General features: G+C 64.4%; 24 protein-coding genes and 1 tRNA gene. 16 read left to right on the top strand and 9 right to left on the bottom strand.

All coding sequences use genetic code 11. From position 1 onward, the window contains the following. Positions 1-115: 115 nt before the first annotated feature. Positions 116-340, top strand: a complete 225-nt coding sequence (locus ABIC03_RS32405) for a hypothetical protein (protein WP_275172819.1) — start codon at positions 116-118, stop codon at positions 338-340. Between the two features lie 262 nt (positions 341-602). On the opposite strand, the gene ABIC03_RS32400 is transcribed toward ABIC03_RS32405, so the two are convergent. Then, positions 603-1,148: a TetR/AcrR family transcriptional regulator gene (locus ABIC03_RS32400; protein ID WP_342761063.1), complete on the bottom strand. Its 546-nt coding sequence runs from the start codon at positions 1,146-1,148 to the stop codon at positions 603-605. Positions 1,149-1,300: 152 nt separating this feature from the next. On the opposite strand from ABIC03_RS32400, the gene ABIC03_RS32395 reads away from it, so the two are divergent. Further along, positions 1,301-2,272, top strand: coding sequence for a quinone oxidoreductase family protein (locus tag ABIC03_RS32395; protein ID WP_275172821.1), 972 nt, complete (start codon positions 1,301-1,303; stop codon positions 2,270-2,272). 5 nt (positions 2,273-2,277) lie between these two features. Then, a complete protein-coding gene (locus ABIC03_RS32390; protein WP_354064128.1) occupies positions 2,278-2,802 on the top strand; it encodes a PaaI family thioesterase in 525 nt (174 codons plus the stop codon). 198 nt (positions 2,803-3,000) lie between these two features. Here the strand turns inward: ABIC03_RS32390 and ABIC03_RS32385 are convergent. Together ABIC03_RS32385 and ABIC03_RS32380 are read right to left on the bottom strand one after the other, a co-directional pair. After that, a tRNA-Arg gene (locus tag ABIC03_RS32385) sits at positions 3,001-3,077 on the bottom strand. 163 nt (positions 3,078-3,240) lie between these two features. Beyond that, positions 3,241-4,740, bottom strand: coding sequence for an ATP-binding protein (locus tag ABIC03_RS32380; protein WP_275172863.1), 1,500 nt, complete (start codon positions 4,738-4,740; stop codon positions 3,241-3,243). Between the two features lie 383 nt (positions 4,741-5,123). Between ABIC03_RS32380 and rpmH the strand changes: the two genes are divergently transcribed. The 11 genes from rpmH (at position 5,124) to dapE (ending at position 14,973) form a co-directional block, all read left to right on the top strand. Next, the gene (gene rpmH / locus ABIC03_RS32375) at positions 5,124-5,258 is read left to right on the top strand and encodes a 50S ribosomal protein L34 (RefSeq protein ID WP_008542748.1); all 135 of its coding nucleotides are present in this window, start codon (positions 5,124-5,126) and stop codon (positions 5,256-5,258) included. A gap of 27 nt (positions 5,259-5,285) precedes the next feature. Continuing rightward, the gene (gene rnpA / locus ABIC03_RS32370; RefSeq protein WP_354064126.1) at positions 5,286-5,729 is read left to right on the top strand and encodes a ribonuclease P protein component; all 444 of its coding nucleotides are present in this window, start codon (positions 5,286-5,288) and stop codon (positions 5,727-5,729) included. A gap of 13 nt (positions 5,730-5,742) precedes the next feature. Then, positions 5,743-7,629 carry a membrane protein insertase YidC gene (yidC, locus tag ABIC03_RS32365; RefSeq protein ID WP_354064124.1) on the top strand — a complete coding sequence of 629 codons (1,887 nt, stop codon included), beginning with the start codon at positions 5,743-5,745 and terminating at the stop codon, positions 7,627-7,629. Positions 7,630-7,727: 98 nt separating this feature from the next. Beyond that, the gene (yihA, locus tag ABIC03_RS32360) at positions 7,728-8,381 is read left to right on the top strand and encodes a ribosome biogenesis GTP-binding protein YihA/YsxC (protein ID WP_275172865.1); all 654 of its coding nucleotides are present in this window, start codon (positions 7,728-7,730) and stop codon (positions 8,379-8,381) included. Further along, complete coding sequence (locus ABIC03_RS32355; RefSeq protein ID WP_354064122.1) at positions 8,381-8,746, top strand: DUF423 domain-containing protein; 366 nt, start codon at positions 8,381-8,383, stop codon at positions 8,744-8,746. The genes yihA and ABIC03_RS32355 overlap by 1 nt, the downstream gene beginning before the upstream one ends. A 204-nt stretch (positions 8,747-8,950) precedes the next feature. After that, positions 8,951-9,838, top strand: coding sequence for an acetylglutamate kinase (argB, locus tag ABIC03_RS32350; RefSeq protein WP_007597683.1), 888 nt, complete (start codon positions 8,951-8,953; stop codon positions 9,836-9,838). A gap of 185 nt (positions 9,839-10,023) precedes the next feature. Next, a complete protein-coding gene (locus ABIC03_RS32345; RefSeq protein WP_354064162.1) occupies positions 10,024-11,010 on the top strand; it encodes a DUF1036 domain-containing protein in 987 nt (328 codons plus the stop codon). Between the two features lie 204 nt (positions 11,011-11,214). Continuing rightward, positions 11,215-11,904: a pyrimidine 5'-nucleotidase gene (locus ABIC03_RS32340; protein ID WP_354064120.1), complete on the top strand. Its 690-nt coding sequence runs from the start codon at positions 11,215-11,217 to the stop codon at positions 11,902-11,904. 193 nt (positions 11,905-12,097) lie between these two features. Beyond that, on the top strand, positions 12,098-12,943 hold the full coding sequence (dapD, locus tag ABIC03_RS32335) for a 2,3,4,5-tetrahydropyridine-2,6-dicarboxylate N-succinyltransferase (protein WP_354064118.1): 846 nt from the start codon (positions 12,098-12,100) through the stop codon (positions 12,941-12,943). 213 nt (positions 12,944-13,156) lie between these two features. Further along, positions 13,157-13,810: a DUF805 domain-containing protein gene (locus ABIC03_RS32330; RefSeq protein ID WP_354064116.1), complete on the top strand. Its 654-nt coding sequence runs from the start codon at positions 13,157-13,159 to the stop codon at positions 13,808-13,810. Then, entirely contained in the window at positions 13,807-14,973 is a 1,167-nt protein-coding gene (gene dapE / locus ABIC03_RS32325) for a succinyl-diaminopimelate desuccinylase (RefSeq protein ID WP_354064114.1), read from the top strand. The genes ABIC03_RS32330 and dapE overlap by 4 nt, the downstream gene beginning before the upstream one ends. 167 nt (positions 14,974-15,140) lie before the next feature. On the opposite strand, the gene truA is transcribed toward dapE, so the two are convergent. From truA to def, 3 genes are all read right to left on the bottom strand, one after another. Beyond that, positions 15,141-15,878 (bottom strand): tRNA pseudouridine(38-40) synthase TruA, encoded by a 738-nt coding sequence (gene truA / locus ABIC03_RS32320; RefSeq protein ID WP_354064112.1) that lies wholly within the window; start codon positions 15,876-15,878, stop codon positions 15,141-15,143. Beyond that, a complete protein-coding gene (gene fmt, locus ABIC03_RS32315) occupies positions 15,878-16,801 on the bottom strand; it encodes a methionyl-tRNA formyltransferase (protein ID WP_354064110.1) in 924 nt (307 codons plus the stop codon). Before fmt ends, truA begins: the two co-directional genes overlap by 1 nt. A 205-nt stretch (positions 16,802-17,006) precedes the next feature. Further along, positions 17,007-17,531, bottom strand: a complete 525-nt coding sequence (gene def / locus ABIC03_RS32310) for a peptide deformylase (RefSeq protein ID WP_007604684.1) — start codon at positions 17,529-17,531, stop codon at positions 17,007-17,009. Between the two features lie 172 nt (positions 17,532-17,703). Between def and ABIC03_RS32305 the strand changes: the two genes are divergently transcribed. Next, positions 17,704-18,903, top strand: a complete 1,200-nt coding sequence (locus ABIC03_RS32305) for a DNA recombination protein RmuC (protein WP_247357676.1) — start codon at positions 17,704-17,706, stop codon at positions 18,901-18,903. Positions 18,904-19,045: 142 nt separating this feature from the next. Then, complete coding sequence (locus ABIC03_RS32300) at positions 19,046-20,410, top strand: AmpG family muropeptide MFS transporter (protein WP_354064107.1); 1,365 nt, start codon at positions 19,046-19,048, stop codon at positions 20,408-20,410. Between the two features lie 74 nt (positions 20,411-20,484). Here the strand turns inward: ABIC03_RS32300 and ABIC03_RS32295 are convergent, their stop codons facing one another. The 3 genes from ABIC03_RS32295 to ABIC03_RS32285 are packed head-to-tail and all read right to left on the bottom strand — an operon-like array spanning position 20,485 to position 21,882. Further along, positions 20,485-20,922, bottom strand: a complete 438-nt coding sequence (locus ABIC03_RS32295; protein WP_007597700.1) for a hypothetical protein — start codon at positions 20,920-20,922, stop codon at positions 20,485-20,487. 26 nt (positions 20,923-20,948) lie between these two features. After that, positions 20,949-21,551 (bottom strand): recombination mediator RecR, encoded by a 603-nt coding sequence (gene recR / locus ABIC03_RS32290; RefSeq protein ID WP_275172876.1) that lies wholly within the window; start codon positions 21,549-21,551, stop codon positions 20,949-20,951. A 1-nt stretch (position 21,552) separates the two neighbouring features. After that, entirely contained in the window at positions 21,553-21,882 is a 330-nt protein-coding gene (locus tag ABIC03_RS32285) for a YbaB/EbfC family nucleoid-associated protein (protein ID WP_007604677.1), read from the bottom strand. Positions 21,883-21,892: the final 10 nt, after the last annotated feature.

The following is a 21,892-nucleotide window of genomic DNA, read 5'->3' as shown; positions in this document are numbered from 1 at the left end:
ATGGTCGCTGTTCCATCGGGTCAATAGCTGGCTTGGCGGCAATATCATTTTCACCGATACGGGGTTGAATTGTCAGGCGCGCAATTGGCGCGTGCCAATTGTGGTCATGGGCCAAATGTCATTTATCATCGAAGCTATTAAAGACGACTGCCGCACCGTGGATTTCCGTGACAGCGCGATCGTTGCGGTGATCGTGGCCCGCAAGCACGCGGTGAATGGTTTTGTGGTTTCGATCACGGCTCCGGACGGGCAGCTTTTTTCCGCCGATCAGTTCAGCCGTTTGCTGACGAGCAAGGGGCTCGGTTCGGACCCGGCGGCGCAGGAAGTTGGGCGGCGCTAAAGCGGGCTTTGTTACGGCACGCGGAATCCTGGAAGCAGTGCAGCGAGTTGTAATCGCGAAATCGCATACGCCGCTGGGGATGAAACCGAACGGGTCGGGTGGGGAAATCGGCGCTGATCGCGTATTCCGAAATGGCGCGCCGCGCCCGATGAAGATGGGCACTATTGCTTCGCCGTGGCGCTATGATGCTGTATTCAAAATCACGTCAGAACCCGAAGACGTGTGATCGCCTGTGATTTAGCGCGCTCAAGCGATGGAATCATTAGACCAACAACTTCATGACGGCATCGCTGAGGTCGCCCCTCAGATCAGCCGGTTGTGCGATGAGGCCCGTGACGTATGCGCCGTTAATGATCAGCGCTATTTGTGACGCGGTGCGGTTGGGATCGCCGACGCCAAGTTTGCCAAGCACGGCCGCAAGCCTCGTCCGCATTTCCTCCTTGTTGCGCCGGGCGATGACCCGGCCCGGATGGTTGTCGTCAGGAAATTCCGTCGCTAGGTTGAGGAACGGACAACCGCGATAGGCGGGGTGCGTGATCCGCTTTGCGATACCGGATAGCAGCGCCTCGAGAATAGCGCGTGGATCACCCGCGTGCTGGTCTTCAATACGATCCCACCACGCCCAGAACAACCGATCCTGTTCGGCGGCGAAGGCAGCAATCAAAGCGTCCTTCGATTCAAAAAGGCGATAGAGACTCGTCTTCGAGACACCGGATCGCTCGACGACCGTGTCTACGCCGATGGCGCGGATGCCTTCGCGGTAAAACAGTTCGCTTGCCGTCGCAAGGATACGCTCGCGGGCGCTCACTTCGCCCTTTGGCGGGGCGCCCCGCCGGGGTCGGGTTACTGTCTCCATATCCGCTTGCTCTCGCCTTGACGACTTATCGTTTGACAATGTTACAGACCTGTCCGTAATACAAAAGTTACTAACAGGTCTGTAACTTTAATGGAGAGATATCCATGCGTGCGATGCAGGCGGAAACGTTCTCCGGCTATGGCGGGCTGCGGCAGATCGAATTGCTCAAACCGAAACCGGCAAAGGACAGGTTGCTGGTTCGCGTCACGGCCGCCGGCGTCACGCCGCTTGATCACACAATTCTGTCGGGTGGACTGCCCCGGGCGAAGGCGCCGTTGGTGCTCGGCAATGAAGGCGTCGGCGTGATCGAGGATGCCGGCGACTCCGGTTTGGCGGTGGGAAGTCGCGTGATGTTCGCCGGTCCCTATGGCGTTCGCGAAAACGGCGCATGGCAAGAATGGCTGCTGGTGAGCCCCAAAGATGCAGCGCTCGTGCCCGACGCGATCGACAATGTCGTCGCGGCCAGCCTCCCGGTGGCCTATCTGACGGCGCAGATCACGCTGACGCTCGCAGGGTTCAAACCGGGCAAATCGGTGCTGGCTCCGGCAATCGGTGGGTCGGTGGGCAACGCGACCTATCAGCTCGCGCGGGCACAGGGCGCCGGCAAGGTGATTTCAACGGCCGGCAGCGCTGCGAAAGCTGCCAGAGCACGCGAGCTTGGTTTCGAAGACGTGATTGACCTTTCCGCGGAAGATCTTGCCGACGGCGTGCGCCGGATAACGGACGGCAAGGGCGTCGACATCGTTATCGATGGCATCGGCGGCACCGTGACCAGTGAGGCGCTGAGCACCCTCACACTCGGCGGTGTGCTGATTACGCTGGGCTATTCCGCCGGACGCAAGACTACGATCGATGTGACAGACCTGATCTGGAAAGGCGCGCGTATGAGCGGGTTCTCTTTGTTCGCCCAGTCACCGCTCGACGTTGCCGCGGCATGGCGGGACATCATTCCGTTGATCGTGGGCGGATCAGTCAAACCTGTCGTCGAGCGGGTCTATCTCCTCGGTGAAGCGGGCGAAGCCCTGCGCCATCTGATCGAGGATCGACCGTTTGGCAAAGTCGTCCTGGCTGGATGATGGACATGCCAACGCTATCCGCACAGCTCCCGCGCGAGCGCACAATTCGCTGGGACGATCCGCAAGCCTTGGCCGCAGCAGGTCAGACGATGAGCGGGCGAGATTTCCTCGAAGCTATGCTTCGAGGCGACGTTCCGCTCCCGCCGATCTGCCGTCTGGTCGATTTCAGCATCGACCGAGTTGGGGATGGCAGCGTTGAAATGGTTCTGAAGCCGCAAGAGTCGCAATACAATCCGATCGGCTCAGTCCATGGCGGCATAATCGCCACGGTTCTCGACTCGGTAATGGGCTGCGCCGTCCACACCAAGCTTCCCTTCGGACGGGCGTACACGACGCTGGAGATCAAGGTGAATTACCTCCGGGGCGTCAATCGCGAGTCCGGACCAATGAAGGCGGTCGGGCGCGCCATCCATCTGGGCCGCCAGACAGCGATGGCGGAAGCGAGCTTGTCGGATGCGAGTGGCAGGCTTTTCGCCCAGGCGAGCACGACCTGCCTGATCTTCGAGGTGGTACCGCATAGAGAACCGTGACGTCGCATGATCGCTGCCGCCGTGAAAGGTCGGTTACTGCGAGCTAATGACTGCTACTTCATCACAGCGCCAACCAGACCAAATCAGACCTATATAGCTGGTCAAACAGCGCGCGAGCTGTGGGAAAAACGGCGGAGATCAAGATGCGCTTGCGTCGAACGGTAGCCGCAGGCTGTCCATATCGTGCTTTGGCGTAAATGGCGCGCCCGGAACGATTCGAACGTCCGACCCTCAGATTCGTAGTCTGATGCTCTATCCAGCTGAGCTACGGGCGCGTTTTTCGCTGACAGTGCGGGCGTGGCCCGCAGGCAGCCCCCGGGGACGCCGGAGGGGTGCGAAAGAGCGCTCTGACTAACCGCTCTTGCCCCGATTGGCAAGGTCCGGATTGGGGAGATTTTGCCGGGAAATGACGGTTTCCGCGCTCGGCCGCCGGCCGACCTACGCCCGCGCCCGCTCGTTGCGGACGGAGAGCAGTTCCACGGGACGGTCGGGAATGACGATCCGGAAGGTGGCGCCGATGGTGCCTTCGACCAGATGGATGTCGCCGCCATGGGCGCGGACCAGCTCGGCGGCAATGGCAAGGCCGAGGCCGCTGCCGCCGGGGCGGCCGGAGGTCTGGAACGCCTCGAACAGATGATCGCGGGTCCTCTGGGGCACGCCGGGGCCGGTATCGGAGACCTCGAGGATGGCGACCGCGCCCTCGCGTTTTCCCGTGATCCGGATCTGCTGCGCGCCGCCCTCGGCCGACGCATGGCTTTCCAGCGCCTGGGCGGCGTTGCGGACGAGGTTGAGCAGCACGCGAAACAGCTGGTCGGGATCGGCGTCGACCGCGAGCCCGCGCTCGATCGCAGCGACCCAGGAGATCGACGCGTCGGAGGCAAGGCCGGCGGTCTCGCGCACCTCCAGCACCACCGGCTCGATCATGATCATGCGCCGGTCGGGCGCGGCTTCCTGGGCGCGGCCGTAAGACAAGGTCGACTGGCAGAAGGCGATGGCGCGCTCGAGCGAGCGCACGAGTTTTGGCGCAAAGCGCTGCACCCGCGGATCCGGCACGCTGGCGAGCTGGTCCGACAGGAGTTGCGCCGAGGCCAGCAGATTGCGCAGATCGTGATTGATCTTGGAGACGGCGAGGCCGAGGGCGGCGAGCCGGCTCTTCTGATGCAGCATCGACATCAGGTCGCGCTGCATGTCCGACAATTCGCGCTCGGCGACGCCGATCTCGTCGCTGCGCTGGCTCGGCACGATGATCCCCGCCGAACTTTCGGGGTTTTCGTGGAAGCCGACCAGGCTCGCCGTCAGCCGGCGCATCGGGCGCACGAAGAGATAATGCATGGCGAGATAGACGAGGCCCGCGGTCAGCACCGCGATGATCAGAGCGACCACCACGACGTTGCGGGAGAACCGGTACATCGACTGCCGCAGCGGCAGCTCGTCGGTGACGATCTCCATAAACTGGGCATTGCCGACGCCCGGCCCGACGATCCGGATGGCCTGGTTGCCGGTCTCCAGCATCATCCGGAAGGAGCCGGTGATCGCCTCCCACGCCGTCATGTCGCGCAGGTCGATGTCGTGCTCGATGGCGGCGGGCAGATTGTCGCTGGCGAGCAGACGGCGCTGCTGGCCCATCTTGATGGCGACGGCGCGGGCATTGATGCTCTTCAGTATCTCGCGCGAGAGCGAATCGGGGACCATGCCGAGCGGCGCGGCATCGAGCACCAGCGCTGCCGTGTTCGCCGCGGCGACGCGGTCGTTGAGTCGGTTGACCCAGAAGTTGGCGATGGCCGGCACGTAGAGCAGGATGGCCGCGATCATCACCAGGGGAACGGTGAGCAGCAGCAGCTTGCCGGACAGCCCAAGCCCGCGCGTCCCACGCGGCACCGCCGCCGGCGGGTCCCGCTGATCCCCATCCTGGATCGGCTGGAGGTCTGTCGCTGCCACGAAATTCGCCCTCGCTGCCTTTGCCGGATTGAAGATGTCGCCGGGTGAAGGGATTTGGCGCGTATGAAGATGCGGCCCGCCCTCAGCGCGGTCAAATTACAGATCGTCAATCTGCCAAAGTCGGATGTAAGCGCAGATCTGGCGAGTCGCTACCTCAAGGGTTAAAAACCCCGCACAAACAGCGATATTCGCCGGAATTGAGCGCTTGTGCGGCGTTGACGAAAAGAAGGCGCTCGCTTATAAGCCGGCCAATTGTCCGCGATGACCCGGTGTGAGGCCGGGAGCGGCTCTCTTGGGGCCGAAAAAGGCCCGTTTTGGGCAGCATCTTCCGGACTTTACCATCAATTCTACAGGCAAATTGCCCGGTCAGCGGAGAAAAACCCGTGAAGCGGACTTATCAACCCAGCAAACTGGTGCGCAAGCGCCGTCACGGCTTCCGTGCCCGTCTCGCCACGGCCGGCGGCCGAAAGGTGCTCGCCGCCCGCCGCGCCCGCGGCCGCAAGCGTCTGAGCGCCTGAGCCGGACCCCCTTTTTGGGATTTCATCATGGATCGGCTGAGGCAGCGAGCGGATTTCCTCGCCGTTGCCAATGGCGCGCGGGTGAATAGTCCCGCGTTCGTCCTGCAAAGCCGTGACCGCCAAAGCCTTGACCGTGACGACAGCGGCCCGATCCGGATCGGCTTCACCGTCACCAAAAAGAACGGCAACGCCCCCGAGCGCAATCGCATCCGGCGCCGGCTTCGCGAACTGGTGAAGCGGCTCGATCCGGTGTCGATGCAGCCCCATCATGATTATGTGCTGGTCGGCCGAAGGGACGCGCTCTCGCGCGACTTCGCCACCATGCTCGACGATCTGCGCATGGCGTTCGCGAAGTCCGCGCGGCATACGCACAAGGGACGCGGCCCAAAACCTGGCCAAAAAACCGACGGCCCAAGAACCGACGGCTTAAAGCCCGGCCCCGCTCCTGCGACCAGCCGCAAACCGGATTGATGACGAGAGAATGATGACCGACAACCGCAATACCATCCTCGCCGTCATTCTGTCGGGCTTCGTGCTGATCGCCTGGCAATATTTCTACAACATGCCGGCGATGGAGAAGCAGCGCGCCCAGCAACAGGCGCAGGCCGAGTTGCAGAAGACCACGCCGCAGCCGACGGCTCCCGGGACGCCGAGCGCCACGCCGCAGCCCGGCACCGCAGGCACGCCCTCCGCTCCCCAGGCTGCCAATCAGCCGGGCCAGCCGACCGTCAGCCGCGAGGCGGCGATTGCGGCCTCTCCGCGCGTCAAGATCGATACGCCCCGCTTGACCGGCAGCATTGCCTTGAAGGGCGCGCGCATCGACGATCTTGCGCTGGTGCAGTATCGCGAAACGGTCGACCCGAAGTCGCCGCCGATCGTTCTCTATTCGCCGTCGGGCACCGCAGAACCCTATTATGCAGAATTTGGCTGGGTGGCCGGGACAGGTGGCACAAAGGTGCCAGACCGGACCACCGATTGGCAGCAGGAGGGCACCAACAGCCTGACGCCGTCCACGCCGGTCATGCTGAAATACGACAATGGCGAAGGCCTCACCTTCCGCCGCACCGTCACGATCGACGACCACTACCTCTTCAGCATCAAGGACGAGGTGACCAATGTCGGCAACGCGCCGGTCAAACTCTTTCCCTTCGCACTGATCTCGCGCCACGGCACGCCGCAGGTCTCGGGCTACTACATCCTGCATGAAGGCCTGATCGGTTACCTGGGCGAGCAGGGCTTGCAGGAGAAGGCCTATAAGGCTGTCGGCGAAGCACCCGCGATCGGCAATGGCGGACACGGGTTCGAATTCAACAACGTCACCAATGCCTGGCTCGGTATTACCGACAAATATTGGGCGTCTGCGCTGCTTCCCGACACGTCGGCAACGCTCAAGGCCCGTTTCGTCGCCGAACCGGGCACCCAGATCCGATACCAGACCGACTATCTGCAGAGCGAGCAGACGGTCCCGATCGGCGGCACGACGACGACGAACACGCGGCTGTTCGCGGGCGCCAAGGAAGCCGGCGTTGTCGGCATCAACTTCCCGCTCGCCGGCCATGGCGGCTACAACAAGGAGCTCGGCCTCAACCATTTCGACCTTTTGATCGACTGGGGCTGGTTCTACTTCATCACCAAGCCGATGTTCCTCGGCCTCGACTTCTTCTACCGCTTCTTCGGCAATTTCGGCATCTCGATCCTGCTCGTGACCGTGATCGTGAAGCTGTTGTTCTTCCCCTTGGCGAACAAGTCCTACGCCTCGATGGCGAAGATGAAGTCGGTCCAGCCGCAGCTTCAGGCGCTGAAGGAGCGCTACCCCGACGACAAGGTGAAGCAGCAGCAGGAGATGATGGAGATCTACCGCAAGGAGAAGATCAACCCGGTCGCCGGTTGTCTCCCCGTGGTGATCCAGATCCCGGTGTTCTTCTCGCTCTACAAGGTACTGTTCGTCACCATCGAGATGCGGCACGCGCCGTTCTTCGGCTGGATCAAGGACCTCTCGGCGCCGGACCCGACCAATCTGTTCAACCTGTTCGGGCTGATCCCGTTCGATCCGACCACCATTCCTGTGTTCGGCCACTACCTCGCGCTCGGCATCTGGCCGATCATCATGGGCATCACGATGTGGTTCCAGATGAAGCTGAATCCGACGCCGCCGGATCCGACGCAGCAGATGATCTTCAACTGGATGCCGCTGATCTTCACCTTCATGCTGGCGGGCTTCCCGGCGGGCCTCGTGATCTACTGGGCCTGGAACAACACGCTCTCGGTGCTCCAGCAGAGCTACATCATGCGCCGTAACGGGGTGAAGGTGGAGTTGTTCGACAACATTCGAAACTCCTTCAAAAAAAAACTGACGACTGAGGCGACGTAGCCGTCATTGCGACGAAGCAATCCAGAGTCCCTCCGCGGATGCATTTCTGGATTGCTTCGCTTCGCTCGCAATGACGCGGACAGACAGAAAGCTTTCGCATGAATGACGACAAGGATGCGAAGCTGATCGAGGTCGGGCGAAAGCTGTTCACGCGCGACTGGCAGTTCATCTGGGCCTCGCCCTCGACTGAAACGCTGCCGCCGATGGCGGGGCTGGAGATCGCCTTTGCCGGCCGCTCCAATGTCGGCAAGTCCAGCCTGATCAACGCGCTGACCGGCCGCAACGCGCTCGCGCGCACCTCGCACACGCCGGGCCGCACCCAGGAGCTGATCTTCTTCGAGGTCCCCGGCAAAACCGAGCTGCGCCTCGTCGACATGCCCGGCTATGGCTATGCCAAGGCGCCGAAGAGCCAAGTCGCGTCCTGGACCGAGCTGATCCACAAATTCCTGCTCGGACGCGCCAGCCTCGCGCGTGTCTACGTGCTGGTCGACGCGCGGCACGGCCTCAAGGACGTCGATCTCGAAGTCCTGAAGACTCTCGATCGCTCCGCGGTCAGCTACCAGCTCGTGCTGACCAAGGCCGACCAGATCAAGGCCACCGAGCTTCAATCGCGCATCGTCGAGACCGAGGCCGCGCTCGCCAAACGTCCGGCCGCGTTCCCCAACGTGCTCGCGACCTCGTCGCGGAGCGCGACCGGCATGGCCGAGCTGCGCGCCGCGATCGCAAAGCTGCTGGAAGAGCGGACCTCGTGATGGCGGCATTCCGCCTGCTGATCGCGCTTGCCGGTCTGATGGGCGCCGCCGGCGTCGCGCTGGCCGCCGCCTCCGCGCATGGCGACGATGCGAGCCGGCTCGCTGCCGCAAGCGCCATGCTGCTGTTTCATGCAACCGCCATACTCGCGGCCGTCGCCCTGCTCGGCCACGGCCTTCTGCACGGCGGAATTGGCATCATCGCCGCGTCCGGCTTCGCAGCCGGCGCCGCGCTGTTCGCGGGCGACCTGACCTTGCGGCAATATGCCGGCCATTCGCTGTTTCCATATGCGGCGCCGACCGGTGGATCGGTGATGATCTTGAGCTGGCTGGCGGTGACGCTCGCGGCGGCGGTAGTGAAGAAATAAGTCTCGTGCCCCGGACGCAGCGCAGCGCTTCAGCGGTGCGCTGCTGAGCCGGGGCCCATGCCGCTTCTGAATCCCGGCTCAGCAGCGCGGCACTGCGCGCGCACCGCGTCCGGGACACGAGAGCGGCATGCCAGCCACACTTTGCGCCCCGCCCGCCAATCGGATAGAACGCGGCCCGAGTATCCCGCCAGCGAGATCCGCCTCATGACCGAAATCTCTCCGCTCGACCAGGCCCGCATCCTGTCCGAAGCGCTGCCGCATATGCAGCAGTATGACGAGGAAACCATCGTCATCAAATATGGCGGCCATGCCATGGGCGACGAGGAGACCGCGAAGAATTTTGCCCGCGACATCGTGCTGCTCGAGCAGACCGCGATCAATCCGGTGGTGGTGCATGGCGGCGGGCCGCAGATCGCGACCATGCTCAAGCGCCTCGGCATCGTCTCGGAATTCGCCGCCGGCCTGCGCATCACCGACGCCGCCACCATCGAGATCGTCGAGATGGTGCTTGCGGGCTCCGTCAACAAGCAGATCGTCGGCTACATCAACGAGGCCGGCGGCAAGGCGGTGGGCCTGTCGGGCAAGGACGCCAACATGGTGAAGGCGTCCAAGACGACGCGCACCATCATGGATCCGGATTCGCACATCGAGAAGGCGGTCGATCTCGGCTTCGTCGGCGATCCCGAGAAGGTCGATCTCACGCTGCTCAACCAGCTGATCGGCTATGAGCTGATTCCGGTGCTCGCACCGCTCGCGACCTCGAAAGAGGGCCAGACGCTGAACGTCAACGCCGACACTTTCGCGGGCGCCGTGGCCGGCGCGCTGAAGGCAAAGCGGCTGCTGCTGCTCACCGACGTGCCGGGCGTGCTCGACAAGTCCAAGAAACTGATCCCGCAGCTCTCGGTCAAGGACGCGCGGAAGCTGATCGCCGACGGCACCATTTCCGGCGGCATGATCCCGAAGGTCGAGACCTGCATCTACGCGCTCGAGCAGGGCGTGGAGGGTGTCGTCATCATCGACGGCAAGATGCAGCATGCGGTGCTGCTCGAGCTCTTCACCAACACGGGCACGGGAACGCTGATCCACAAGTGAGAGATGAGGCGCCACGCATGAAAGCCGTCATGGCCGGGCAACAGCGCGAAGCGCGTCTTCGCGAAGATGTCCCGGCCATCCACGACCTTTCGTCCCGCGCCAAGAACGTGGATGCCCGGGACAAGCCCGGGCATGACGAGCGGAGAGCTCGGCGGCACGGTCGTTCCGCCTTCACACGCTTCCTGATGACGCTCCCCGCCGCGGCCGTCTCGTTTGTGTTCTCCTCCGCGCCGGCTGTCGCCGACCTCAAGATCTGCAATCGCATGTCCTATGTCGTCGAGGCCGCGATCGGCATCGATGACAAGGCGGCGACCGCGACCCGCGGCTGGTTCAGGATCGATCCCGCCACCTGCCGCGTGGTGGTGCAGGGCACGCTCTCCGCCGACCGCATCCTGCTCAACGCCCGCGCGCTCGGCGTCTACGGCGCATCCCCGATCCCGCAGAACGGCAGCGACACGCTGTGCGTCGCGCAGGACAATTTCGTCATCGCGGCCGCGCGGCAGTGCCGCAGCGGCCAGACCCAGGCCGCCTTCACCCAGATTACCCCGACGCAAGGCGCGGACGGCAATTTCGTCGCCTATCTCGCGGAGGATTCCGAATATGACGACGAGCAGGCCCGCCTCGCCGGCATCCAACGGCTTTTGGTGATCGCAGGCTACGACGCCGCGCCGATCGACGGCGTCGACGGGCCGAAGACGCAAGGCGCGCTGGCCGCTTTCCTGAAGAGCCGCGGATTGTCGTCCGACATCCTGTCGTCGCCGAACTTCTTCAAGACCATGGTCGATGCCGTGCAGACGCCGTCTGCGACCGGCCTCACCTGGTGCAACGACACCACGCACAAGGTGATGGCGGCGGTCGCCACCGACGACGGCAAGTCGGTGACGAGCCGCGGCTGGTATCGCATCGACCCCAAGACCTGCCTGCACCCTGACGTGAGCGGCCAGCCGAAGCAGATCTTCAGCTTCGCGGAAGCCATCGACGCCGACAATCGAATCGTCAAGCTGAAGGACAAGCCACTGAACTGGGGCGGCGACAGGCAGCTTTGCACGCGCGAGACCAAGTTCGAGACCAACGAGCAGACCGACTGCGGCGCGCGCGGTTTCGCGGCGACGGGCTTCGGCGCGGTGGACATGTCGAGCGGCGGCAAGACGCTGCGGTTTGCGATGCCGTGATGGTGGAGCTGTGATCGTTCCGGTGCCACGCACTCCGCTGTCGTCCTGGCGAAAGCCAGGACCCATTACCCCAGGATTGGGTTTGGCGAAGAACGACGACCAGAGTGCCCCAATGATCGGTCACGGAGTATGGGTCCTGGCCTTCGCCAGGACGACGATTGAGGGTGGGGCGCCGCCGCTGCGGTCAACGGATAGAGAGTGAAAATGAAATCACCCCGCGCCTTTGCTCATGTCGACACCTGGGTGTTCGACCTCGACAACACGCTCTATCCGCACCACGTCAATCTGTGGCAGCAGGTCGATGCGCGGATCACCGAGTTCGTTTGCAACTGGCTGAATCTGACGCCGGCGGAGGCGCGCAAGATCCAGAAGGATTATTACCAGCGCTTCGGCACCACCATGCGCGGCATGATGACCCTGCATAACGTACGCGCCGACGACTATCTCGCCTACGTCCACAAGATCGACCACTCCCCGCTGGAGCCGAACCCGGCACTGGGCGAGGCCATCGCAAAACTGCCGGGACGAAAGCTGATCCTGACCAACGGCTCGGTCGATCATGTCGATGCGGTGCTGGCGCGGCTCGGCTTTGCTGGGCATTTCGACGGCGTGTTCGACATCCTCGCCGCCGACTTCGAGCCGAAGCCGGCGCCGCAGACCTACCGCAAGTTTCTCGCCGACCACGCGGTCGACCCGACCCGCGCCGCGATGTTCGAAGACCTCGCCCGCAACCTCACCGTCCCGCACGAGCTCGGCATGACCACCGTGCTGGTGATACCGGATGGGACGAAAGAGGTCGTGCGTGAGGACTGGGAGCTGGCGGGCCGTGATGCGGCTCATGTCGACCACGTCACGGATGATCTGTCGGGGTTTTTGGAGAGGCTGTCCCATTGAATCGTAGCCCGGATGGAGCGCGAGCGAAATCCGGGGGTTTGTTGCGGTGAGACCGCCCCGGAATGCGCTTCGCTCCTTCCGGGCTACGGTCTTCGCGGGTGATGACCCCGAACCAAGCTTGACTCCGTCCCCCCAAATCCCGAAAAAGCGCTCCAATCCGTCAAAATTCCCGCCTGTCTCTGAGGAAATCCCGATGTCCCTGTCCGCCCTCGAATCCACCATCAACGGCGCCTTCGAGGCGCGCGACGGCGTCTCGACCTCGACCAGGGGCGAGGTCCGCGAGGCCGTGGATCATGCGCTGGAGATCCTGGACAAGGGTGAGGCCCGCGTTGCCGAGCGCGGCGCCGACGGCAAGTGGAAGGTCAATCAATGGCTGAAGAAGGCGGTGCTGCTCTCGTTCCGCCTCAACGACATGGGCGCCATTCCCGGCGGCCCCGGCAAGGCGACCTGGTGGGACAAGGTGCCCTCGAAGTTCGACGGCTGGGGCGAGAACCGCTTTCGCGACGCCGGTTTCCGCGCTGTCCCCGGCTCCATCGTGCGCCGCTCGGCCTTCATTGCCCGCAACGTCGTGCTGATGCCGTCCTTCGTCAATCTCGGCGCCTATGTCGATGAATCCACCATGATCGACACCTGGTCGACCGTCGGCTCCTGCGCGCAGATCGGCAAGCGCGTGCACATCTCCGGCGGCGTCGGCATCGGCGGCGTACTCGAGCCGCTGCAGGCCGAGCCCGTGATCATCGAGGACGATTGCTTCATCGGCGCCCGCTCCGAGGTCGCCGAGGGCGTGATCGTGCGCAAGGGCGCGGTGCTGTCGATGGGCGTGTTCCTGGGTGCGTCGACCAAGATCGTCGACCGCGAGACCGGCGAGATTTTCATCGGCGAGGTGCCGGAATATTCCGTCGTCGTTCCCGGCGCGCTGCCCGGCAAGCCCATGAAGAACGGCCAGATCGGCCCGAGCACCGCCTGCGCCGTCATCGTCAAGCGCGTCGACGAGCGCACGCGCTCCAAGACGAGCATCAACGAGCTGCTGCGGGACTGATCCGTCGGTGTCGTCCCGGCGAAGGCCGGGACCCATAACCACAGGCAGTGGTTTGGCGAAGATTTGCAGTTGGGTACGCCGACCGTCCACGACCGATAGATTCCGCGGTATGGGTCCCGGCCTTCGCCGGGACGACGCCGAGGGTCCATCGAACCCACCCTCCCCCAATCTCGACTAACATCCGCGCGACCTCTCCCGCCCGGAGCCTTTGGCATGGACTGGACCTGGTATCTGTTCCGCTTCGACGGCCGCATCAACCGCGCGCTGCTGTGGCAGGCTCTGCTCATCGTCATGTTGCTGGCCTGCATGCTCGGGATGATCGACCAGGCCATCAAGGTGCTGAACGGGGCCGCAACCTTCGCCTTCAACTTCAAGGTCGACTTCGATTTCGGTGTCGACGACATCTTCAACGTGGTCGATCCCAGGGCCTACCGTCTGCTGGCAACCACTGATCGTCCGACCCTTATCCTCAAGGTGCTCGGCAGCCCGCTATTCCTGTGGATCTACCTCGCGACCGCGACCAAGCGGCTGCACGATCGCGACCGGAGCGGCTGGTGGCTGGTTCCGTTCTTCGTCGTGCCCGCGTTGTTCGACCAGTTCTCGGACCTGCTGCCCACCGCATCAAACTGGGTTGTTGCCCTCGCCTGGGCCGTGCACATTCCGTGGTTTTGGGGCCTCGTGGAAATGTTCATTGTGCCCGGCACCTCCGGCGACAACCGGTTCGGCCCCGATCCACTGGCCGACGTTGAGGATGGCTCCGCGCCCGCCTCCCCTGCGGCAAAAAGCTGGGACCAGCAGAGCGAGATCGAATTTGTCCCGCCCAGTGCTAGCCCACCCGGCGGCATGCATGTTAAGCGGGGCGCATGACCGATGCTCTCTCGATTGCCCGCGATCTCATCCGCTGCCCCTCGGTAACCCCGGCCGATGCCGGTGCGCTGGGCGTGCTCGAACAAGCCCTCAACGCGGCAGGCTTCACATGCCACCGCGTGACCTTTAGCGAGTCCGGCACGGCCGACGTCGACAATCTCTATGCGCGGATCGGCACTGACGGGCCGCACATCACCTTTGCCGGCCACACCGACGTGGTGCCGCCGGGCGACGAAAGCGCCTGGAGCGTCGGCGCGTTCTCCGGCGAGGTGAAGGACGGCTTTCTGCACGGCCGCGGCGCGGTCGACATGAAAGGCGGCATCGCCTGCTCGGTTGCCGCGGTGCTGGAGCATCTCGCCGCGAACGACGGCAAGCCGCGCAGCGACGGCAAAGGTTCGATTTCCTTTCTGATCACCGGCGACGAGGAAGACGTTTCCATCAACGGCACCATCAAGCTGCTGCAATGGGCGGCGGACCGCGGCGAGAAGTTCGATCATTGCGTGCTCGGCGAGCCCTCCAATGTCGAGGCGCTCGGCGACACCATCAAGGTCGGCCGCCGCGGCTCGCAATCCGGCACGCTGTACGTCGACGGCGTGCAGGGCCACGTCGCCTATCCGCACCGCGCCGCCAATCCGGTGCCTGATATCTCGCGGCTGATCGTGGCCATCTCGGACGAGCCGCTCGACCGTGGCAGCGCGCAATTCCAGGCTTCCAATCTCGAATTCACCTCGGTCGACGTCGGCAACACCGCCAACAACGTCATCCCAGGACAGGCCCGCGCAAAGTTCAACATCCGCTACAACGACAACCACACCCAGGCGAGCCTGCGCGAGCTGGTCGAGACGCGGCTGACAAAAGCCTGCGGCAACCGCATCCGCGCCCGCATCGTCTGGGAGCCCTCGAACTCGAACGTGTTCGTGACCAAGCCCGGCCCGTTCACCGAACTCGCGGTGTCCGCGATCGAGGAGGCGACGGGCCGCAAGCCGGAGCTGTCGACCTCAGGCGGCACCTCGGATGCGCGCTTCATCTCGAGCTATTGCCCGGTGATCGAGTTCGGCCTGGTCGGCCAGACCATGCACCAGGTCGACGAACGCGTACCGGTGGGGGATCTGGAGCAGCTGACGAAGGTGTATCGCGGGATCTTGGCGAGGTATTTTGGGTAGGCTCTTCTGCCCGCCCAAACTCCGCTGTCATCGCCCGACTTGATCGGGCGATCCAGTATTCCAGAGACGGCAGCGACTGAGCCGAGAGGCCGCGGCGTACTGGATGCCCCGGTCAAGCCGGGGCATGACAGTGGTGGATGGAGCGAGAGCGCGCGCCCTCACCCCAATCAATAATCCACCTGCATCAGGTACAGCCCGTCCGGCGGGGCGACGATGCCGCAGGCGGCGCGGTTGCGTGCGGCGAGCGCTGCGGAGAGATCGTCGGCGGTCCAGCGTCCTTCACCGACCCACATCAGCGACCCCACCATCGAGCGCACCTGGCTGTGCAGGAACGAGCGCGCCGAGGTGAGAATCGTGATCTCGCGTCCCTCGCGCAGCACGTCGAGTTGATCGAGCGTCTTCTCCGGCGACTTGGCCTGGCACTCGGTGTCGCGGAAGGTGGTGAAATCGTGCTTGCCGAGCAGGCGCTGTGCCGCCGCATGCATCGCATCGGCGTCGAGCCGGCGCGGCACGCGCCAGGCGTGGCCGGCATCGAGCGCGAGATTGGCGCGGGTGTTGACGATGCGATAGCGATAGTGGCGTTTCACGGCCGAGAAGCGCGCCTCGAAAGTATCCGGCACGATATCAGCTTCGAGCACGGCGATGGGATGCGGGCGCAGATGCGCGTTCAAGCCGTCGCGAAAACGGCCCGGCGGAAACTGCTTGTCGACATCGACATGCGCGACCTGGCCGCGCGCATGCACGCCGGCATCGGTGCGGCCCGCACCGTGCACGCGCGCATCCGCGCCGGTCATCGCCTTCACCGCGGCCTCCAACGCGCCTTGCACCGAGGGCAGCCTCTCCTGCACCTGCCAGCCGAAGAACGGCGCGCCGTCATATTCGATGATGAGCTTGTAGCGGGGCATCAGGCCAGCCGCATCGGCGGCTTGAGCGGCACGCCGCGCAGGAAGTCCGCGGCCTGCATGCGTGCCTTGCCTTCGCGCTGAAGCTCGATAAGGCGGATTGCGCCCTCGCCGCAGGCGATGGTGAGATGGTCGTCGAGCACCTCGCCGGGTGCGCCCGCACCTTTCGCCAGCTCGCAGCGCAGGATTTTTACCCGTGCATTCTCAAGCTCGGCCCAGGCGCCGGGAAACGGCGACAGGCCGTGGATATGGCGCAGCACCTTGCGCGCGGGCCTGGTCCAGTCGATCCGCGCTTCAGCCTTGTCGATCTTGGCGGCATAGGTGACGCCGTCCTCGCTCTGCTTTTTGAGCTGGAGCCCGCCGCGGTCGAGCGCGGCCATGGCGCGCACCATCAGATCGGCACCGAGCCGGGACAGACGATCGTGCAGATCCGCCGCGGTCATGTTGTCCGTGATCGCGAGCCGTTCCGCCATGGCGACGTCGCCGGTGTCGAGGCCAACATCCATCTTCATCACCATCACGCCGCTCTCGGCATCGCCGGCCATGATCGCGCGGTTGATGGGAGCCGCACCGCGCCAGCGTGGCAGCAGCGAAGCGTGCAGATTGTAGCAGCCGAGCTTTGGCGCATCGAGGATCGCCTGCGGCAGGATCATGCCATAGGCGACGACGACGGCCGCATCGGCGTCGAAGGCGCGAAATTCTTCCAGCGCCTCCGGCGTTTTCAGCGTCTTCGGCGTCAGCACGGGCACGCCGAGCTTTCGCGCGGCCTCTTCCACTGGGGTCGGCTGCAATTGCAGGCCGCGCCGGCCGCCGGGCTTCGGCGCGCGCGTGTATACGGCCGCGATCTCGTGGCCGTGCGCGACGAGCTCGAGCAGCGTCGGCACGGAGAAATCGGGCGTGCCCATGAAGATCAGGCGGAGGGGCATGACAAGGACTCGGTACGTTCCCTCCCCCCTTGTGGGGGAGGGTTAGGGAGAGGGGTGCCACACGACGCGCTCTCGGCTTGAGCGTTCGCGGTGCGCACCCGATTCTGATGACGGAGAGACTTCCGCCTGGGCTACCCCTCTCCCCCGCCCTCCCCCACAAGGGGGGAGGGAGCGCAGGCGAGTGCGAGGCAGCACTAAACCTTACTCACTCCGCGCGCTTGGCGGCTTTCTCGAACTTCTTCAGCACGCGGTCGCGCTTGAGCTTTGACAGATAGTCGACGAACAGCACGCCGTTGAGATGGTCGATCTCGTGCTGGATGCAGGTGGCGTAGAGGCCTTCAGCATCCTCCTCGTGCACCTTGCCGTCCAGATCCATGTAGCGCACCCGCACCTTCGCGGGCCGCTCGACCTCCTCGTAATATTCGGGGATCGACAGGCAGCCTTCCTCGTAGACCGACAGGTCCTCCGAGGAGGCGATGATTTCCGGATTGATGAAGACGCGCGGCTCGGGCTTGGTCTCGCCGTCCTGATCGGGCTTGGCGAGGTCCATGGTGATCAGCCGTAACGGCTGCGCGATCTGGATCGCCGCGAGCCCGATGCCGGGCGCGTCGTACATGGTCTCGAACATGTCGTCGGCAAGCTTGCGGATCTCCGGCGTGACCTTCTCGATCGGCTTGGAGACCAGACGCAGCTGCTTGTCGGGCAGGATGATGATTTCTCTGAGGGCCATGGCCGCGATTTAAGCCGCGCGTTCGATGTGGTCAATCCGGCCGGGAACCCCGTTAACCCCTTCGCTAACTATAAAACTTCGGATTTCGTTAACCATAAAAATTAACAGGGCGTTTACCATAAATGTTCGCTATTCGTTCGAGTCCCCAAGCGAATCGGCTAGAAGCAGGGGCATGAACGAGATCATTTTCATGCTCGGCGACTGGCCGGTGCGCACCGTGGACGCGCTGATCGGCTTCGGCGCCCTGGTCCTCATCCTGATGGTGGTGATCGCCGTCGTGATCGCGCGCTCCGGGCGGCGCGGCGCGGAACTCGCGATGGCCAACGCGATCCGCGCCGACGAGCTCGAGGAGCGCATCAGCCAGATGCTGCATGCCCAGAGCGAGGCTTCGGGGCGGGTCGACGCCATGACCCAGACGCTGGCCGGCCGCCAGGCCGACATGGCACGCGCGGTCAACGAGCGGCTGGATTCGGTGACCCACCGGGTCGGCCAATCCATGGAGCACACCACCCGCAACACCATGGAGAGCCTGCGCGCGCTGCACGAGCGGCTCGGCATCATCGACAGCGCGCACAAGAACCTCACCGACCTCACCACGCAGGTGACGACCCTGCGCGACGTGCTCGCCAACAAGCAGTCGCGCGGCGCCTTCGGTCAGGCGCGGATGGAAGCGATCGTCCAGGACGGTCTGCCAAAGGGCGCCTACGAGTTCCAGTTCACCCTCTCGACCGGCAAGCGTCCGGACTGCGTCGTGTTCCTGCCCGACCAGCGCCCGCTCTGCATCGACGCGAAGTTTCCGCTGGAAGCGATGACCGCGCTGCATGACGCGCGCACCGACGAGGAGAAGCGCATCGCCACGCAGCGGCTGCGCGGCGACGTGATGAAGCATGTCAGCGACATCGCGGAAAAATATCTCGTCGCCGGCGAGACCCAGGACATGGCGCTGATGTTCGTGCCGTCGGAATCGGTCTACGCTGAGATCCATGACGGTTTCGACGACGTGATCCAGAAGGCGTATCGCGCCCGCGTCGTGCTGGTGTCGCCGTCGCTACTGATGCTGGCAATCCAGGTGATGCAGCAGATCATGAAGGACGCGCGCATGCGCGATGCCGCCGACCAGATCCGCACCGAGGTGATCAAGCTCGGCGACGACCTCGGCCGCCTGCGCGACCGCGTGCTGAAGCTGCAGAAGCATTTTGCCGACGCCAACGAGGACGTGCGGCAGGTGCTGATCTCCGCCGACAAGATCGAGAAGCGCGCGGGGCGGATCGAAGAGCTCGATTTCAGCAAGAGCGATGCACCCGAAGCCCCGCATCTCGTGGCGACCGGCGCTGCCGAACTGTTCCCGAGGAAGCTCCAGGCGGGGGAGTGAGGCCTGTGTCGTCATGGCCGGGCTTGTCCCGGCCATCCACGACCTTTTCAGCGACAGCAAGAATGTGGATGCCCGGGACAAGCCCGGGCATGACGAGTTTTGAGGCCGAGGCAGCGCCGCCAGAATCTGCTAACACCCTGGCATGACCGCACCCGACGCGACCTCCCCTGCCGGCCCCGGCACGGCCCCCACCTCCTGGCGTGACAGCCTTTCCGTTTACCTGCAACCGCGGGTGCTGATCGTGCTGTTCCTCGGCTTCTCGTCCGGGCTGCCGCTGGCACTGTCGGGCTCTACACTGCTGGTGTGGATGCGGGAATCCGGCGTCGATCTCAAGACCATCGGGCTGTTTGCGCTGGTCGGCACGCCCTACACGCTGAAATTCCTGTGGGCGCCGCTGGTGGATGCGATGCATGTGCCGCTGTTCACGCGCGTGTTCGGACGGCGCCGCGGCTGGCTGCTGTTCTCGCAATTGCTGCTGATCGTCGCCATCCTGCTGCTGGCGCTGACCGATCCCGCGCGCTCGCCGTTCTATGTCGCGCTCGGCGCCTTGCTGGTGGCGACGGCCTCGTCGACGCAGGACATCGTGGTCGACGCCTTCCGGGTCGAGAGCCTGCCGGAGAGCGAGCAGGCCGCCGGCATGGCGTCGTATGTCGCGGCCTATCGCATCGGCATGCTGGTCTCGACCGCAGGCGCGCTGTTCATCGTCTCGGGCTTCGAGAGCACCGGCATCACCCGCACGTCCGCCTGGATGTGGGGCTATGTGGTGATGGCGGCGATGGTGCTGATCGGGACGGTCACGGCGCTGGTCGCGACCGAGCCCGAGCAGTCGGTGCGGGCGGAAGCCGCGACGCAAACGCAGACCGCGTTCGCGCGCGTGCTGCACGCGGCGATCGGCGCCTTCTCGGAATTCCTGTCGCGCAAGGACGCGCTCGCCGCGCTCGCCTTCGTCGTGCTGTTCAAGTTCACCGACGCCTTCTCCGGCACGATGACCGCGCCGTTCGTGATCGACCTCGGCTTCTCCCGCAACGACTATGCGGCGATCGTGAAGGGCGTGGGCCTTGCTGCGACGCTGATCGGCGGCTTTGCCGGCGGCTTCGTCGCGCGGCGCTATTCACTTGCGACCAGCCTCTGGATCGGCGGCGTGGTGCAGGCGCTCGCGAATCTCTCCTTCTCCTGGCTGGCCTTCGTCGGCACCAGCCAATGGGCGCTCGCCTTCGCCATCACCGCTGAGAATTTCACCAGCGCCATCGGCACGGTGATCTTCGTCGCCTATCTCTCGGCGCTCTGCCAGAACCCGCTGCACACGGCGACGCAATATGCGCTGCTGACCGCGCTTGCAGCGGTGGGGCGGACCTATCTCTCGTCAGGCGCCGGCTTCGTGGCGGATACCACCGGCTGGCCGCTGTTCTTCGTGATCTGCATGCTGGTGGCGATTCCGAGCCTGGTGCTGCTGGCCTGGCTGCAGAAGCGCGGGCACTTTGAGCAGTTGGGGCCGGTGAGGGTTTAACGCAAAGCCGTCATGGCCGGGCTTGACGAAAAACAGATGCGCTTATCTGTGTAGCGAGCAAACGGGGCACCCCCCTACTGCTTCTTGATCAGGCTCCACTTCGTGATCACGGCCTCGCTCATCTGGCCGGGATCGCTGGCGCAGGCGATCTCGTCGACCTTGACCGAGATCTCCTTGCCGGCGAACGTCTTCAGCTGTGCGGCCTGCGCGTCGCCGCTGGGAACGAGCTGGAAGGTTTCGGGCCCGGTCTCGAGATTGCACAGCCCACTCGGCGGTGGTAGCCGGCGCGGCTCGGAGGTGATCTGGTAGGTCGCAACCCGCTTGCCGACGTTCTTGACGTCGCGCACCTTCATCGTGTTCAGCTCGCCCGAGAGCACCTCGCCGGCATTGATCGGCTTGCCGGGCTTCGACGGCGGCGGAGCCCCGTCGTCCTGCTGCGCGGAGATGGCCGGCGTGGCCAGCATCGTCAGCGTCGCGACCAAAGCCCATCGTGTGGCGAAAAGTTTCGTCATGTCGTCCGTTCCGTAAGTCTGGATGGCTAGAACAGGGTGCGCTGCCGCATCGCGGCCGATAGCGTACCTTCATCGAGATAATCAAGCTCGCCGCCGACCGGCACACCATGGGCGAGCCGGGTTACTTTTACGTTGGCGTCCTGAAGCAGGTCGGTGATGTAATGTGCGGTGGTCTGGCCGTCGACGGTGGCATTCAGCGCCAGAATGACCTCATGCACCTGTGCCTCATGCGCGCGCGCGACCAGCGCCTCGATGGTGAGGTCCTGCGGGCCGACGCCGTCGAGCGGCGACAATGTCGCGCCAAGCACGTGATAGCGCCCTTGAGTGGCATTGGCCCGCTCCAGCGCCCAGAGATCGGCGACGTCGGCGACGACGACGATGATCGAGGGATCGCGCCTCGGATCGGTGCAGACCGTGCAGGGACTTTGCGTGTCGATATTGCCGCACGTCTTGCAGACCTGGACCTTGTCGAGCGCGACCTGCATGGCCGAGGACAGCGGCATCATCAGCGCTTCGCGCTTCTTGATCAGATGCAGCGCGGCGCGCCGCGCCGAGCGCGGGCCGAGGCCCGGCAGCCGCGCGAGAAGCTGGACCAGCCGCTCGATTTCAGGACCCGCAACAGCGCCCATCCTACTGGCCGAACAGCCCCGACAGCCCCGGCGGCAGGCCGAGCCCGCCGGTGAGCGACTGCATCTTCTCCTGCATGGCGGCTTCCGCCTTGCGGCGGGCCTCGCCAAACGCGGTGACGAGCAGATCCTCGAGCACCTCGCGCTCTTCGGCCTTCATCAGCGAAGGATCGATCCTGACGCCCTTGACGTCCATCTTCGCGGTCATGCGCACGGCGACGAGACCGCCGCCAGAGATGCCCTCGACCTCGACGTTGGCGAGCTGATCCTGCATCTCCTGCATCTTGGATTGCAGCTGCTGCGCCTGCTTCATCATGCCGAAAATATCGACCATTGGTGCTGTC

This window comes from Bradyrhizobium sp. RT6a (genome assembly GCF_040547675.1).
In the GTDB taxonomy this organism is placed as follows: Bacteria; Pseudomonadota; Alphaproteobacteria; order Rhizobiales; family Xanthobacteraceae; genus Bradyrhizobium.
The sequence above is the reverse complement of the archived record's forward strand: the minus strand, read 5'-3'. Positions and strand labels throughout refer to the sequence as shown.